This window comes from Burkholderia anthina (assembly GCF_902498995.1).
GTDB classification, from domain to species: Bacteria; Pseudomonadota; Gammaproteobacteria; order Burkholderiales; family Burkholderiaceae; genus Burkholderia; species Burkholderia anthina.
Genome location: NZ_CABVLY010000004.1, coordinates 70,759 through 85,533, shown reverse-complemented (window position 1 = coordinate 85,533; position 14,775 = coordinate 70,759). Strand labels below are relative to the sequence as shown.

Annotated in this window: 12 protein-coding genes and 2 pseudogenes; 3 read left to right on the top strand and 11 right to left on the bottom strand. The window is 58.8% G+C overall.

Features of this window, described 5'->3' with window-relative positions; translation table 11 throughout:
• The first annotated feature begins 15 nt into the window (after positions 1 to 15).
• The 3 genes from BME24068_RS07515 to BME24068_RS07505 all read left to right on the top strand — a co-directional run bounded on the left by BME24068_RS07515 (position 16) and on the right by BME24068_RS07505 (position 3,856).
• Entirely contained in the window at positions 16 to 1,173 is a 1,158-nt protein-coding gene (locus BME24068_RS07515) for an acyl-CoA dehydrogenase family protein (RefSeq protein WP_096504702.1), read from the top strand.
• A gap of 13 nt (positions 1,174 to 1,186) precedes the next feature.
• The gene (locus tag BME24068_RS07510) at positions 1,187 to 2,365 is read left to right on the top strand and encodes a CaiB/BaiF CoA transferase family protein (protein WP_174925636.1); all 1,179 of its coding nucleotides are present in this window, start codon (positions 1,187 to 1,189) and stop codon (positions 2,363 to 2,365) included.
• A 102-nt stretch (positions 2,366 to 2,467) separates the two neighbouring features.
• Positions 2,468 to 3,856: an MFS transporter gene (locus BME24068_RS07505; protein ID WP_174925635.1), complete on the top strand. Its 1,389-nt coding sequence runs from the start codon at positions 2,468 to 2,470 to the stop codon at positions 3,854 to 3,856.
• A 115-nt stretch (positions 3,857 to 3,971) separates the two neighbouring features.
• On the opposite strand, the gene BME24068_RS07500 is transcribed toward BME24068_RS07505, so the two are convergent.
• The 11 genes and pseudogenes from BME24068_RS07500 to BME24068_RS07450 all read right to left on the bottom strand — a co-directional run bounded on the left by BME24068_RS07500 (position 3,972) and on the right by BME24068_RS07450 (position 14,761).
• Positions 3,972 to 4,844 (bottom strand): hypothetical protein, encoded by an 873-nt coding sequence (locus BME24068_RS07500; RefSeq protein ID WP_096504708.1) that lies wholly within the window; start codon positions 4,842 to 4,844, stop codon positions 3,972 to 3,974.
• A 407-nt stretch (positions 4,845 to 5,251) separates the two neighbouring features.
• Positions 5,252 to 5,776: an SMI1/KNR4 family protein gene (locus BME24068_RS07495; protein WP_174925634.1), complete on the bottom strand. Its 525-nt coding sequence runs from the start codon at positions 5,774 to 5,776 to the stop codon at positions 5,252 to 5,254.
• Positions 5,777 to 5,940: 164 nt separating this feature from the next.
• Positions 5,941 to 6,366 carry an NTF2 fold immunity protein gene (locus BME24068_RS07490; RefSeq protein WP_174925633.1) on the bottom strand — a complete coding sequence of 142 codons (426 nt, stop codon included), beginning with the start codon at positions 6,364 to 6,366 and terminating at the stop codon, positions 5,941 to 5,943.
• 27 nt (positions 6,367 to 6,393) lie between these two features.
• Positions 6,394 to 6,777, bottom strand: coding sequence for a DNA/RNA non-specific endonuclease (locus tag BME24068_RS35265; RefSeq protein WP_279608818.1), 384 nt, complete (start codon positions 6,775 to 6,777; stop codon positions 6,394 to 6,396).
• A pseudogene (locus tag BME24068_RS35485) lies at positions 6,771 to 7,184 on the bottom strand (RHS repeat-associated core domain-containing protein); the annotation flags it as partial. The pseudogene BME24068_RS35485 and the gene BME24068_RS35265, both read right to left, overlap by 7 nt.
• A gap of 304 nt (positions 7,185 to 7,488) precedes the next feature.
• Entirely contained in the window at positions 7,489 to 8,115 is a 627-nt protein-coding gene (locus BME24068_RS07475; RefSeq protein ID WP_174925632.1) for an Imm43 family immunity protein, read from the bottom strand.
• Positions 8,115 to 8,927: pseudogene (locus BME24068_RS07470) on the bottom strand (RHS repeat-associated core domain-containing protein); the annotation flags it as partial. The gene BME24068_RS07475 and the pseudogene BME24068_RS07470, both read right to left, overlap by 1 nt.
• A 40-nt stretch (positions 8,928 to 8,967) precedes the next feature.
• A complete protein-coding gene (locus BME24068_RS07465; RefSeq protein WP_096504718.1) occupies positions 8,968 to 9,528 on the bottom strand; it encodes an imm11 family protein in 561 nt (186 codons plus the stop codon).
• A gap of 6 nt (positions 9,529 to 9,534) precedes the next feature.
• A complete protein-coding gene (locus BME24068_RS07460) occupies positions 9,535 to 13,773 on the bottom strand; it encodes an RHS repeat-associated core domain-containing protein (protein ID WP_174925631.1) in 4,239 nt (1,412 codons plus the stop codon).
• A 21-nt stretch (positions 13,774 to 13,794) separates the two neighbouring features.
• On the bottom strand, positions 13,795 to 14,253 hold the full coding sequence (locus tag BME24068_RS07455) for a DUF1795 domain-containing protein (RefSeq protein ID WP_174925630.1): 459 nt from the start codon (positions 14,251 to 14,253) through the stop codon (positions 13,795 to 13,797).
• A 64-nt stretch (positions 14,254 to 14,317) separates the two neighbouring features.
• Positions 14,318 to 14,761, bottom strand: a complete 444-nt coding sequence (locus tag BME24068_RS07450) for a hypothetical protein (protein WP_174925629.1) — start codon at positions 14,759 to 14,761, stop codon at positions 14,318 to 14,320.
• Between the last annotated feature and the right edge of the window lie 14 nt (positions 14,762 to 14,775).

Sequence of the window (14,775 nt, the reverse complement as noted above, 5' to 3'; positions counted from 1 at the left end):
TCCCCGACACGAAAGATGAATCCTACCGACGCGTATCAAGACATTCGCGAAGCCGTTCGCGACCTGTGCGGCCAGTTTTCCGCGGAATATTTCCGCAAGATCGACGAAGCGCGCGGCTATCCCGAAGCGTTCGTCGATGCGCTGACCCAAGCCGGCTGGCTCGCCGCGCTGATTCCGCAGGAATACGGCGGCTCCGGCCTCGGCCTCACCGAAGCGTCGGTGATCATGGAGGAAATCAACCGCGCGGGCGGCAACTCCGGCGCGTGTCACGGCCAGATGTACAACATGGGCACGCTGCTGCGTCACGGTTCGGCCGAACAGAAGCAGCGCTATCTGCCGAAGATCGCGAGCGGCGAACTGCGCCTGCAGTCGATGGGCGTGACCGAGCCGACCACCGGCACCGATACGACGAAGATCAAGACCACCGCCGTCCGCAAGGGCGACCGCTACGTGATCAACGGCCAGAAGGTGTGGATCTCGCGCGTGCAGCACTCCGACCTGATGATCCTGCTCGCGCGCACGACGCCGCTGTCGGACGTGAAGAAGAAGTCCGAAGGGATGTCGATCTTCATCGTCGATCTGCATCACGCGATCGGCAACGGGATGACGGTTCGCCCGATCCCGAACATGGTCAACCACGAGACCAACGAGCTGTTCTTCGACAACCTCGAGATCCCCGCCGAAAACCTGATCGGCGAGGAGGGCCAGGGCTTCAAGTACATCCTCGACGGGCTGAACGCCGAGCGCACGCTGATCGCCGCCGAATGCATCGGCGACGGCTACTGGTTCGTCGACAAGGTGTCGCAGTACGTGAAGGATCGCGTCGTGTTCGGCCGCCCGATCGGCCAGAACCAGGGCGTGCAGTTTCCGATCGCGCGCGCGTTCATCAACGTCGAGGCCGCGAGCCTGATGCGCTTCGAGGCCGCGCGCCGGTTCGACGCGCACGAGCCGTGTGGCGCGCAGGCGAACATGGCGAAGCTGCTCGCCGCCGATGCGTCGTGGGAAGCCGCGAATGCGTGCCTGCAGTTCCATGGCGGCTTCGGTTTCGCGTGCGAATACGACGTCGAGCGCAAGTTCCGCGAAACGCGCCTGTATCAGGTCGCGCCGATCTCGACGAACCTGATCCTGTCGTATGTCGCCGAGCACATCCTCGGCCTGCCGCGTTCGTTCTGACGGGGTGACGAGCATGCGCCCACTGGAAGGAATCAAGGTCGTCACGTTCGAGCATGCGATCGCCGCGCCGTTCTGCACGCGCCAGCTCGCGGATCTCGGCGCGCGCGTGATCAAGGTCGAGCGGCCGGGCGTCGGCGATTTCGCGCGCGGCTACGACGAACGCGTGTCGGGGCTCGCGTCGCACTTCGTGTGGACCAACCGTTCGAAGGAAAGCATCACGCTCGACGTCAAGCAGGCTGCCGCGCTCGAAGTCGCGCACAAGCTGCTCGCCGATGCCGACGTGTTCGTGCAGAACCTCGCGCCCGGCGCGACGCAGCGCCTCGGCCTCGACTACGACACGCTGCGCGAGCGCTACCCGCGGCTGATCGTCTGCGACATTTCCGGCTACGGGCTCGACGGCCCGTTTCGCGACAAGAAGGCGTATGACCTGCTGATCCAGAGTGAATCCGGATTCCTCAGCATTACCGGTTCGGAAGGACAACCGGCCAAGGCCGGTTGCTCGATCGCCGATATCGCCGCCGGCATGTACGGGTACACCAACATCCTCGCCGCGCTGATCGAGCGCGGACGCACCGGGCGCGGACGGCACATCGACGTGTCGATGCTCGAAAGCATGGTCGAGTGGATGAGCTATCCGCTTTACTACGCGATCGACGGCCAGACGCCGCCGCGGCAGGCCGGCGCATCGCACGCGACGATCTTTCCGTATGGCCCGTTCAAGGCCGGCGACGGCAACACCGTGATGCTCGGGCTGCAGAACGAGCGCGAATGGAAGCACTTCTGCGAGACCGTGATCCGCATGCCCGAGCTGGCAGCGGACGAGCGCTTCGGTTCGAACAGCCGCCGGGTCGCGAATCGCGATGCGCTCACGGCCCTCATCTTGCGCGCGTTCTCGACGCTGAGCGCTGCCGACGTGATCGATCGGCTCGACCAGGCCGGCATCGCAAACGCACGGATGAACGACATGCACGGTGTCTGGACGCATGAACAGCTCGCCGCGCGGCATCGCTGGACGCAGGTCGGCACGCCCGCCGGCGAGATCCCTGCCCTGCTGCCGCCCGGTGTCGGGCCGGCCGACGACCCGCGCATGGATCCGGTGCCGGCGCTCGGCCAGCACACCGATGCCGTGCTGCGCGAGCTCGGCTATGCCGACGAACAGATTCGCACGTTGCATGCATCCGGCGCCGTCTGACCGGGCCCTTTCGCGCTGATCGCAGCGCGCTCCTCATCCAACTATCGAAGCGGCTCCGCGTCTGGTCGACAGACGCGAGGGCGCCACACAACTGGAGACATCATGGCGAATACCGTCAATGCCGCCGGCCGGCTCGACCGGCTGCCCATTTCAAGGTTTCACTGGAAGATACTCGGACTGATCGCCGGTGGCGCGTTCCTCGATGCGTTCGACATCTATCTCGCCAACGGCTCGGTCGCCGCGATGGTCAAGGACGGGTTCACCGATCTGCGGCATGGCGCGATGTTCGTGTCGTCGACGTTCGTCGGGATGATGATCGGGGCGTTCGTCGCCGGTTACGTCGGCGACCGGCTCGGGCGGCGGTATTCGTATCAGCTCAATCTCGCGGTGTTCGGGCTCGCGTCGATCGCCGCGTGCTTTGCGCCCGATATCGAGTGGTTGATCGTGTTGCGGTTCGTCATGGGCGTTGGTCTGGGCGCGGAGCTCGTGGTCGCGGCCGGCACGCTGGCCGAATTCGTGCCGCCCGAGACGCGTGGCAAGTGGGTGTCGTTGCTGGCGATCATCACCAATAGCGGACTCTTTGCTGCGCTGGCTGCCGGGTACTGGATCATTCCTTACCTCGGCTGGCGCTACATGTTTGCGCTGGCGGGTGTCGGCGCGCTGGTGGTCTGGTTCATGCGCAAGCGGATGCCGGAGTCGCCGCGCTGGCTCGAATCGGTCGGGCGGCTCGACGAGGCCGAGGCGACGCTTGCCGCGATCGAGCGGGAGGTCGGCAAGCAGGTCGGCACGCTGCCGCCGGTGCGGCGCATCGTCGATCTGCATGTCGGGAAGGTGCCGCTCGGGGTGCTATTTTCGAGAGGGATGCGGGCGCGGACGGCGGTTGCCGCGTTGACCGCGATCGGCGTCAACGTGGGGCTTTACGGCTTTATCGCGTGGCTGCCGACGTTTTTCGTCACGCAGGGGCTGTCGGTCGTCAGGTCGCTCGGGTTCGTGTTCCTGATGTCGATCGGGTCGCCGGTCGGCGGGTTGATCGGGTATCTGATCGCGGATCGGGTCGGGCGTGCGAGGGGGATCGTCATTGCGTCGATTCTCAGTATCGCGCTCGGGTGGCTGTACGTGTCGTTGCGCGATACGACGGCGATCATTCTGGTCGGGTTCTGCCTCGTCAGTGCGATCTACACGATCACGACGCTCGGGTTGTTCGGCTATATTCCAGAGCTGTTTCCGACCGAGGTGCGGTTGCGTGGCACCGGTGTGGCGGGGATGGCCGGGCGGATGTCGTCGATCGGGACGCCTGCGCTGGCCTTGGCGCTTTATCAGGCGTTCGGGGTGTCCGGCGTGATCGCGATGGTCAGCGCGACGCTCGGCGTGCTGTGTGTCGCGATCGGGCTGCTGCGGGTTGAAACGGGGCGGCAGGCGCTGGAGGAAGTTGCGCCGGGGGCGAGTGACGCGGAGGTGGCGGTGGGTAGCCCGGGGGTTACGCAAAGCTGATTGAGGACGATGTATCGGTATGCCAGCTTACCGGCCGCGATGAACTTTCAATGTTCGCGGTCGGATGCTGGTTGCCCGAGAACGTGCTGCGGGCGTTCATGACGTTGCACCGGTTTCAGTGCCAGTCGCCCGTGAATCGACGCGGCTGATAAGTTCCGTCACGCCACGTAAAGCGCGCGGACTTGCCCAACGCAGCGTTGCCCTTGGGGCGCACGAGGAGGTCGTAGTGGCCGTTCGTCTTGCGCGGACTGAACGACACTGCGTAGTGAACCGCCGTCGTGTTGTCTGCATCGCACGCATCCTGCTGCGCATCGCTCGGGTCCTTGCCCTTCCCCGCCTTCTTCTCGGTGCAATCCCTGGCGCCGTCCTTGTCATAGGTCGACCAATCGGTCAGCGCGGTGAAGACCGGCGTCACGCGAGCGTCCGCATAGCGGTACAGGCTCAGCATCTCGGTCGTATCGCTATGTGCGGTTGACGTGTAGTTATTGTCGAAGCGCACGCCGAACGCGGTTTCCTGATCGCTGATTCGGTAAGGGACAAGATCCATAGTCAGCGAGGCATTCCATAGCATCGGCGACGTATCGACACGCTCGCTTCGGTCGCTGGCAAGCAGGTGAAAGCCGTGAGCGTCGCGGGTCAGGATGCCGGTCCATAGCGCCGCTTCGACGTCTTCATTCGGGCGTTGTACCAATGCGGCCGTGACCCATAACGGGCCCGAATTCGACGGCCCGTGCGTCCATTGCGCCAGCGCGGAGCCTTTGACGTTGTCAGCGGGGGCCGGGGTTTTGCCCATCAGGGCGAGTAATGCGGCTTGCTGGTCCTTGTCGCTCGTATCGCTCGCGGCAAACGTGCAGTTTGCAATGAGCGCCAGGGTGAGCGCCAGCGCTGTTTGTACGTAAAAGTCGCGTCCCCTGCCTTTGCTGTCGCGGGGGTATCGTCGCGTCGACGATGAATCTTCTCTGCGCTTTTCGTGCCTGTTGATCGCCATAACCGGTGTATTTCCGTTCAACATATCTTTCAGCCTGCGGCGAGCGGCCCGGCCGGCTTACGCGATACTAACCTCTGTTCGAGAACAAATGAAATCGAAATCGATATTGCGCGTGCCAACCTTTCCATTCTGTTTCCAGACGCTTCAATCCATGTGGGCGAAGCGCCTGGCGCATTCGTTTCAGCTGATCGACCGACAACGTTGCTGCTCCGCTTGATGCTCTCATACATCCTGTTCAAACCATGACCCAGCCAAATCAATCCGTGAAAGTTCGAATCGGACCGTACGACACGACGCAATCAACCTCGGCTCAAAACATAGCCTCGCATGACCACTTTGGAACCGGCCACCGCTCGACGCCTCGCGCCCATATCCGCAACCTCCCCGAAGCCGCGACATTCGGCTTTTTAGCCGGGCCAGTCTTCGAGAGGGATGAACTGCATGTGCTTTGTTCCAGCGACGATCTTATCCAGAAATACCGAGAATCCATCTGCTACAGAGTAGAGGTTGCCACATTCGGCCACTTCTGCAAAATCCGGCTTGGCAGTGTCGACCACATGCAGATGGGCTCTATCCCAATAAAGAACCTTGTGAACGTCATCGAACTTCGCAAGAGCATAGTAATTGCCCCCCGGATCATCGCCGATCACGAAGAACTCGTTCAGGAATCCAACCTCACCCCTGAGTCGTTTATTTTGCTCGATTAGATCAAAATTATCGTTACTTGCATCGAACCCAAATAATGAGGCAAAAGAAATAATCCCATTATCGACACTCGAAAAATTGAGATCCAGATAATCTAATCCACCCATAAACAATCCATTCCACCTCCTCAAAAAATTCGCATATTCCGCCGGAATACCGAACCCAATCTCCGATTCAAATTTAGCGAAAAATGGCTCCGCAGGCCTTACTCCATACAGAACTGGCACATTACCATCCTCAACACGACGGTTGATTCTACGTTATTGCGACACCGTACGCGATTAAAGTGTCAGAAACCTGTACAAGCAGCTTCACATCCAATCCTCACGCTCATCAGAAGATGCGTTACTCTTAACAGGGCTCGACTAGATAAAAAGGTCTAGCGACGTTGCTACAGGACTGAACGCTGCCATTTATCTTTAAAATTAATGAACTCCTTTTTCTTCACCTTCCATTCACCCGCCTTGCTCTTCATGGTGAATCGGGATATCGTCAGCATCCCCACTGTCTGGCGAATGGTGAAAACCACCTCGCCACCACTGGATTCCACGCTCTCTTCGACGTCAGTTTCAGGATCGTATGTTGGCGGGTCCGAACAGCCCAAATCAATCAAACGCCCTTGGTTTGTTTTTTCTTGGAACGTCCACTTCTCTAAAATAACGAGAAGATCTTTCCGCGCGTGACCATCAATTTCAGAAACATCGCCGCCATTTTCCAACGCGCCGCGCTTTTTCTTATAAAAATTATTTTCCCAATGATTCATTTCAAACATGAATGATTTCAATGCCGTTCGCGCTTGGTCAAAATTACCATCCATCATCTCCACCTTTAATTATTTAAAATATCACCCATAATTTTTCCCGTACTGGAATACGTCATAGATTATCTGTGTAGGGCGAGTGCCACCGTTACCGTAGACAAATTGGATGTCCACATCAGCCGAGCCAGCCCTATTCACATACGCTGCGACCCGTCCCTCGAAATCTCTGAACAACCCACGGTTGATGCCCGGCAACTGAGGGAAGACACCGTCTTTCCCACCACTCCCGCCGAGAAGTTTTCCTGGAATGTGTCCTGCATCGTCAGTCGGATACCCCAATAATCTCGCCCACGCTCGAGACGACGCATTCGTTGTGGTCCCGGTGCCTAGGCCTGCAGCCGTGATTGTCGCTGTCGCACGCAGCGGCTGACCGGCGGCCCCGCGGGAAACTATAGGTGAACACACCATCCCCACGGATCAATCCACCCGGTCGGATTTGGCGCATACGCGTATAGATTGTCACCACCCAACAACCCGATCGGATCTTGGTTGATGAACCGCCCTACATCCGGATCATAGTATCGGAACGTGTTGTAGTGGAGGCCAGTGCTGTCGTCGGCATACTGCCCAGCGTAGCGCAGCGGCTGATCTGTCCTCGTGGCCGTCAGTTGCCGGCTGCTCGGTTCGACCTTACCCTACGTCGTGTATTGCCCCGCCCACGCCAGTTCGCCTGCCTCGTCGGTGACCTCTAGCGGCGCCCCCGCCAAATCCGTATGGAAGTGGTAGATCCGCGAAGCTCGCTTCGCCGTATCAATCGTGGCCGCCGCCAGGGCATCCGAGATCACCGCATCGACGCGGGCCGCTGGCGAGTACGGACACCATACTCTGACCGTCCAGCGCTTTGAGCTAAAAATACGATAAATGGAGGCAGCATCGCTGGAATATCACTATCTTTTTTCCTACGCGGCGTATCCCACGAAAGGCTTGGAGGAGAATATTCACCCCCAAGCCTCTATCCGCATTGCGCGGCTGCTCGGATCGCAATGCTCGCGTCATCTGCGATTTCACCGTTATCGTCGACCTGAACCAGCGCCTGATACGCGTCATCCTGTCTCAAACCGTAAACGTTACTCACGCACCGCCCCACATCCAAATCATGGAGCTACGATAAACAGCGGCCTAAGGCGCCTCACCCCACGGGTCATAGGAATAATTTTCATCGATCGGCAAAAAATCAATGCCTTTCAATGCGCATCGCTCAACCTCAGCTTTAAAAGCCTGGCTACATACTAGCTCCATTGTCTCTTCGCATCTGAAAAGATTGCCAGAGCAATCGTCGCACGGGATGAATTTTTTGATCCAACTATACATCGGAATTCCTGGAAACAACTTATTCTCAGAAACTTCTTTTGTTTCCAGATCCCGGTCCTCGGAATAGTCTGACTTTTGGCGGTCGAGCAGAGATTCATGATCGGCAGGAAAAAATATAGAATATATTTTTTTACCAGCGGACCTTTTGTTTGCAACGATATTTATGGGGATTGCTCGATAACGAACTCCCGTCTTTTCACATACAGTCAAAAACTCTCGTGACACGTAATTCGTTTGCGCCCCATAAAAATCAAAATCAATCGAAATAGACGGATCAGATAACGTGAAAACATATTCATGCTTCACATCGACACCGAAAGGATCAGCCACATACATCGGCCATTCCCATTCATCACGGTTCAATTCCCCCGACAGATATGGAGGGCAGCCCGCATCCCCGGCGCGATATTTAACAACGTAAAAACGTGCATTCATCAGAGCAGTCTTCCCGCTATTGCGTCAACCACATATTTACCGGATTTCAAACCTTTTCTTGCCATATTTTGAATGCACCCGATACCGAACGCAAGTTGCGTATCGCTAAGACGGTCAGCCAGGAATTGCTGGTTAAGTTTCGTTAACTCAGTTTCAATTGCTGCAGTGTATTGCCCGTGATTCGACCAGTGCCCAGGAAGCTCTAGCGTTTGGGCAAGCTTGGAGCTACCGGGCAGGAATATGCCATTAGACGCACCATCACCGTCGAATCCCATCCCGCGCAGCCGATTGAACATAGCAGCGAAGTCGGGATGCTTCATGAACTCTTCAGGAGTCAAGTGGTGGTTCGCCATACCGTCATGCGGGCGAGCCCCCATATTTTCCCCGAGCTTCGTCGAACACCACCCCATCGGATCGATTCGGGTCAATGGGTTTGATGCGTAGGCATACAAATTGTTGCCGCCCAACAACCCAATTGGATCCTGATTGATAAACCGCCCCACGTCCGGATCATAGAACCGGAAAGTATTGTAGTGAAGACCCGTGCTGTCATCGGCATACTGTCCTGCATAGCGCAGTGGCTGATCCGTACGCGCCACAGTCAGTTGCCGCCTGCTCGGCTCGACCTTGCCCCACGCAGTGTATTGCCCCGCCCACGTCAGTTCGCCTGCCTCGTCGGTGACATCTAGCGACGCCCCCGCCAGATCCGCATGAAAGTGGTAGATCCGCGACGCTCGCTTCGCCGTATCGATCGCGGCCGCTGCCAACGCCTCCGCGATCACCGCATCGACGCGGGCCGCTGGCGAGTATGGCTCACCATATTCTGACCAGTTACCGAGCGTGATCTGAATACTACTTATGAGATTGAGAAATAACCTCTCCAAAATCGAACCCTTTTAACTTGTTTCGCTCCACCAATTCTCTAAAACGCTCGGAAACAAATACAGTTGCAGGGCTTTCATTTAGGCGAAATACATCAACCCCCTCGATACGACTCCCTAGAAGACATATCTTATTAAAAACCGTCGCCTGAGGATAAACTTTGAATTTTGATGCATCCATATCGACAGCATTCTCTATCACTCTGGTTACATGAAATCCGAGCATGCCTTTTATCGGAGCCTCGACCTGCAATATCTCCCCACTGTCATGAAGTAGCGGCGCCAATGCATCAAATGCCTTCTCACTAAACACGATAAACGGAGATAGCATCGTATGAACGTCGCTAGTCTTTTTTCTGCGTGAAGTACCCCACGTAAGCTTAACGGGGTCGTAATCCTGACCAAACCCTCGCCCGCACAGAGCGGTTGCTCGTATAGCTACGCTCTTGTCATATGCGATTTCACCATCATCATCGACTTGAACAAGCGGCTGAAATGCTTCATCCTGTCTCATGCCATAAATATTATCCATACAGCCTCACAATTCAGAAAGAACAGATTTCCAAGGCGTATCTCTGGATGCATTCTGCAGCGCCTCCCTTATCGCCTGCAATTGATCAAGAACAGCTTGCTTTCCACCCAAATCAGCCTTTTGCAGAAGTTGGTTGACCTTCTGAAAATAAACATCAGGATGCTTCCCATTATGCAATATACCGCCAAGATTGTCGGCATTATTCCTATTAGGCAAAAACACCCCATTCAATTCAGAGTCAACATCAATACCGTATTTGGTCAAAATGGCACGCGCAGGCGCAGCTTGCTTCGCTGTATCTCCAACGAGATGGTGCGCGGCAGAGTTGGCGGGACGACTTATACCCGATTTCTCCATGTTATTGCTCAACTTGACCGAGCACCAACCCCATGGATCGACCCACCGCTGTGAATTTGGACCATAGGCATACAGGTTTCCACCGCCATACAGTCCAATCGGATCCTGATTGATAAACCGCCCCACGTCCGGATCATAGAACCGGAAGGTATTGTAGTGAAGGCCCGTGCTGTCATCGGCATACTGTCCTGCATAGCGCAGTGGCTGATCCGTACGCGCCGCAGTCAGTTGCCGCCTGCTCGGCTCGACCTTGCCCCACGCAGTGTATTGCCCCGCCCACGCCAGTTCGCCTGCCTCGTCGGTGACCTCTAGCGGCGCCCCCGCCAGATCCGTATGAAAGTGGTAGATCCGCGACGCTCGCTTCGCCGTGTCGATCGCGGCCGCCGCCAGCGCCTCCGCGATCACCGCATCGACGCGGGCCGCTGGCGAGTACGGATCATCCGGACTGTGCACATAACTGCTCACCCCCGTCTCGCGCACTTCCTGCGCGAGACGCAACCCTTCCCATACGAACCGTTTCGTCTCGCTGCGCAGTTTCACGCCGCGTACATCGAAGGTGGTATCGGTCTTCGCAATACGCCGACCCAGCGAATCGTACTCGAAGCGCGTTTCGACCACACCACGCGCGTCCTGCGTACGCACCACGATCAGCCGATCCTGCCCGTCGTAAGTGAAGCGCTGCTGCTGGTTGGCTCCGCGCAGCTTCGTCGTCAGATTGCCGAACGGATCGTACTCGAAGCGCAGGTTCTGCCACATCCGCAGGCGATTGCCTTCCACGTATCCGCGACTCTTGCGCTGTGCGTCGTCGAGCATGTTGCCTGCTGCGTCCCACGCAAATTCCTCGAACTGCCGATCCATGGTATTCACGCGACGTGTCAACTGTCCAGCCGGATCGTAGCTGTACTGCGTGCTGCCACGCAGGCTGTCGCTGGTCTCGATCAGTTCGCCCGCCGCGTCGTAACCGTAGTTACGCCACAACTCGCCTCGTCCTCGACCGAGTGCGTCCGGTTGGAAGCCAGCGGACTGCCAGACTTTTCGGCCAAGCGGATCGTAGGCAAAACGCTGAGTCAGCCGCCCCTGTGTTCGTGCGATCTCGCGATGCAAATCGTCACGATCGAAGTCGCTCACCACCTGATCACCGCAGCGGATCTGATGAACGTGACCGGAGCCGTAACGCAGCATCTGTAGCGTCTGATCGTTCGGCAGCGCGAGCGATATCACGTTGCCGAGTTCATCAAGCTCGTATTCGACGTCGCCATTCGCACCGTGCTCGGCAACAAGACGCCCAACCTTGTCGTAGTCGAAACGCACCACGTTCGGCGTGATGCCGAGTGCGATACCCGCCGACGTCGGCGTACGCTCGACCTTCACCAACTGGTCATTCTTGTTACGCTCGTAACGTGTAACATCGGTCGGCGTATGCTGGACCTTCAGGTTACCCATCCGGTCACGTTCGAATCGGATCGTACGGATCGGACGATTCGCCGTCGCATGGCGGTCCGGCGAGCCCACGATGTCCAGCCCCAGCAATTCACCGCCTTCGCCATACTCGAATCGCCGCTGGACACCGTCCGGACGCTTCTCGGTCAACAGCCGCCCGCCCGCGCTATACGTAAACGTGTAGTCCGCGTGGCCCTGCCGGAGTTCGCGCAGGCGCCCCGCTGCGTCATAGTGATAGCGGGTCCGTCGTCCGGCAGGATCGATCGCTTCGACAAGTTGACCGCGTGCATTGCGCAGCGACTGCTGTATCCGTCCTCCGAGGCCGACGTGCCGCACGACGAGCCCGGCCGCGTCGTAATCGAAGGTTTCCGTGCTGCCGTCGGGATACGTGATGCGACGTGGCTCGCCGGTCGGACGTACGTCATACACCACGCGCTGCCCCAGCGCGTTCTCGCGTGCAAGCGGCAGTCCAAATGCATCGAAACTGCTGCGCGTGGTTTTACCGGAACAGTCCGTATAGGCAACCAATTCTCCGAGACGATTCCACACAAGCGTCTTGCGTCCGCCACGCGCGTCGATATGCGCAATCGGCAATGCGGTCAACCCCTTCGGATACTCGTAGCGATTCTCGCGGCCAAGCGGATCCTGGCTCGACAGCAACCGGCCTTGCGGATCGTATTCTGCGCGCCAAGCCCCACCGTCCGCCCCGACAACTTCCACGGGCCGCATGCTGTTGCCGTCATAGCGAGTGCGAGTCGTGCGGCCAAGCGGATCGGTCTCGGCGACGATCCTGCCTGCGTCGTCGTACTCGAATTCGGCCGTGCGCTCCCCCGGCAGCATCAGCATCACCGGCATGCCGGCATCGTTGTACTTGATCCGGTAGAGTCCGCCGTCGAAGTCGGTGTACTCGACAATCTGAAACTGTGCATCGAAGCGCCAGTGCGCGGTGCGACCATCGGCATGCCGTACGCGTGTCTGACGGCCCTCGATGTCGTATTCGAGCATCGTGTCCTCGCCCTCGCTCGTGCGCGTCGCGACAACCCGCGGCTGCCCTTCGATCGTCGACCACACGTAACTCGATGTGAAACCCAGTGCGTTTACATGACTCGCCATCAGGCCGTTGGTATATGCGAACTGGCGCACGACCGCCCCATTTGCATCCGTCACCGATGCCAGCTGGCCGTTCTCATCGTATGCGTAAGCAACGGCCAGCCGGCGCTCATCGCCATGGACGAGCGTGACCGTGCCAAGGCGTCCGTGTTCTTGCTCGTAATCGAGGACGGCATTCAACCCGCCGCACGTCAGAATCTCTGTAACGCGGCCGCGGCTATCGCGCTCGAACTGGCACCACTGGCCTGCCTGATCCTCGATGCGACGAACCCAGGCGATGCGGCCCGAATCCGGATCGTACCGACCGAAGTCGTAATACGTCTCGCCAATGTCATGCAGGATGTAGCGGCCGTCGGGCGTACAGGTCAGATACCGTTGATCGGCCTCGCTGAATGCGGCTTGCCCGGCACGCAGCAGCGGAAATCCGCTCTCGCGCCCTTGCGCGTCGGTGTACCAGAGGCGTCCGTCGCGGGCATGCAGACGAAGCTCCCACGGCGCCACCCAGCCGCGGCCGAGCGTCCCTGCATAGTCGATGCTGCTCGAATAAAACCGCTTGATCGCGACCGGCATCGGGCTCGGGATGACGAAGTCGGTTTCCGATTCGGCCAACAGGATCTTTCTTCCAGTCGTGATGTCGACCGGGTTGCCGAACATCCCGCCTATCGCCTTGTTGATGGCGGGCCCGGCGACGTAGCGCCCGAACGCCTCGCCGAGCACGTACCCGCCGATGAATTTCGCAGCGCACGGCAGGACCGCACGTGACAACCCGCCAGCCTGCTTCAACAACCCGCCCAGCCCGCCGACCAGACCCGCCAGCACGAACGCCCATTCCGTCGCGGTCCGTAGCCACGGTGGCACTTCGTCGTCGACGGGTAGATACGTCTGCGTACCGCCATGGAAGAACGTATCGTGCGAACCGTCGGCGATCGTCGCGCCGCACGTAATCTTGTCATCCTTGCGCGCCGCAGGCCGACCGTTGATGAAGATGTTCGTCGAGCCTTGCGCAACGAGCGGGACGGGATTGTGCTTGCTGCAAGCCACGCCACTCAGCGTCGCATAGGCCGCCGACAGGGAATTGACGTAGACGTCCGGCGAACCCGTAATGATGTTGCCGGATTGCGAACTGAACATCTTGCCGATCGACTCCCCTATTGATAGGAGAGCCTGCGCGCCGATACCGGCCATCATGCCTGCCAGCAACGCGACGCCGAATCCGCACGTGAACGTGGCAAACGCCACCGCGGCAATCAGGGCGATGCCCAGCACGGCGCCAACCAGGAAACCTGCAAGCGCGCTGGTGTGATCAATCGGATCAGTGACTCGTGCGGCTTCGAACACGATGATTGTCCTTTTCTGTTGTTACGCCGACTCTTGTTCGGCCGGGCGGTAGCCGTCGAGCCAGTTGCGCCACAGTGCATCGAGCGTTGCACCGAAGCTTTTCGCGCTCGATGCGGTAAAGATCAGCACGCGCCCCGGGGTGACGATGAACGCACCCTGCCGTTGAAACACCGTCTTCGGGCCGTTCCGATATGCGGCATCGATGCGCTCACCCGGCATACCATCGATTTCAGGTCCAAGACGCTCGACCTGACGGGAAAGCACCCGATGGCCCTGCAACCGCGATTTGAGCAATGCGATCTGGCGATCGACATACGCCGCCAGGGTCTCGCCCTCCTTGAGCCAATCGCGCGCAACACTGAGGTTGGGCTGCGCGGTTGTATCAGCCGGCACGAAGAGGTTGGTCGTGCGATCCTCGAAACCGTCCGGCAGAATGATGCTGCCTTCGTGAATCCGGATACGGTTTTCGGAATCCGTCATGCTGGTTCTCTCGTCGTTCGTTGAAATTGGAAATTGTCGAAATCGGCGCCACGTTCGCCGATGATCATTTGTCCGGCAGCGCGGCGGTGGTTTCCCGGCGCAAACGCAAACTGCCCAGCAGCAACACGAGCTGCGCGATGAACCACGCGTAAAACGCAATCCCGAAGCTGGAAATCGGCGTCGCGTCCGCTTCGTTGAAGTACCACTTCGTCGTGAACAGCGAACACAGTGCGCATGCGAGCGCCGCAGCCGAGAACATGCTTGCGCGGGCGTATCGGTTTCGCACGAGCTGAACGGCCGCGACCATATAGAGCGGATTGGCGAGCCATGCAGGATTCAACATGAACAGCCCCCACCATCCCTGGACGAGCACCGACATCCCGCTCAGCGGCGCTTCCTTTTCGAAATACATCGCCGGCGTCATCAGCGAGAGGACGTACAGCACTCCGGACACGCCGAGAACCGTCTCTCGCCTGACACGCGGCGTCGAGTCAAAGGCGCGCGTCATTGTCGGACCGCGCG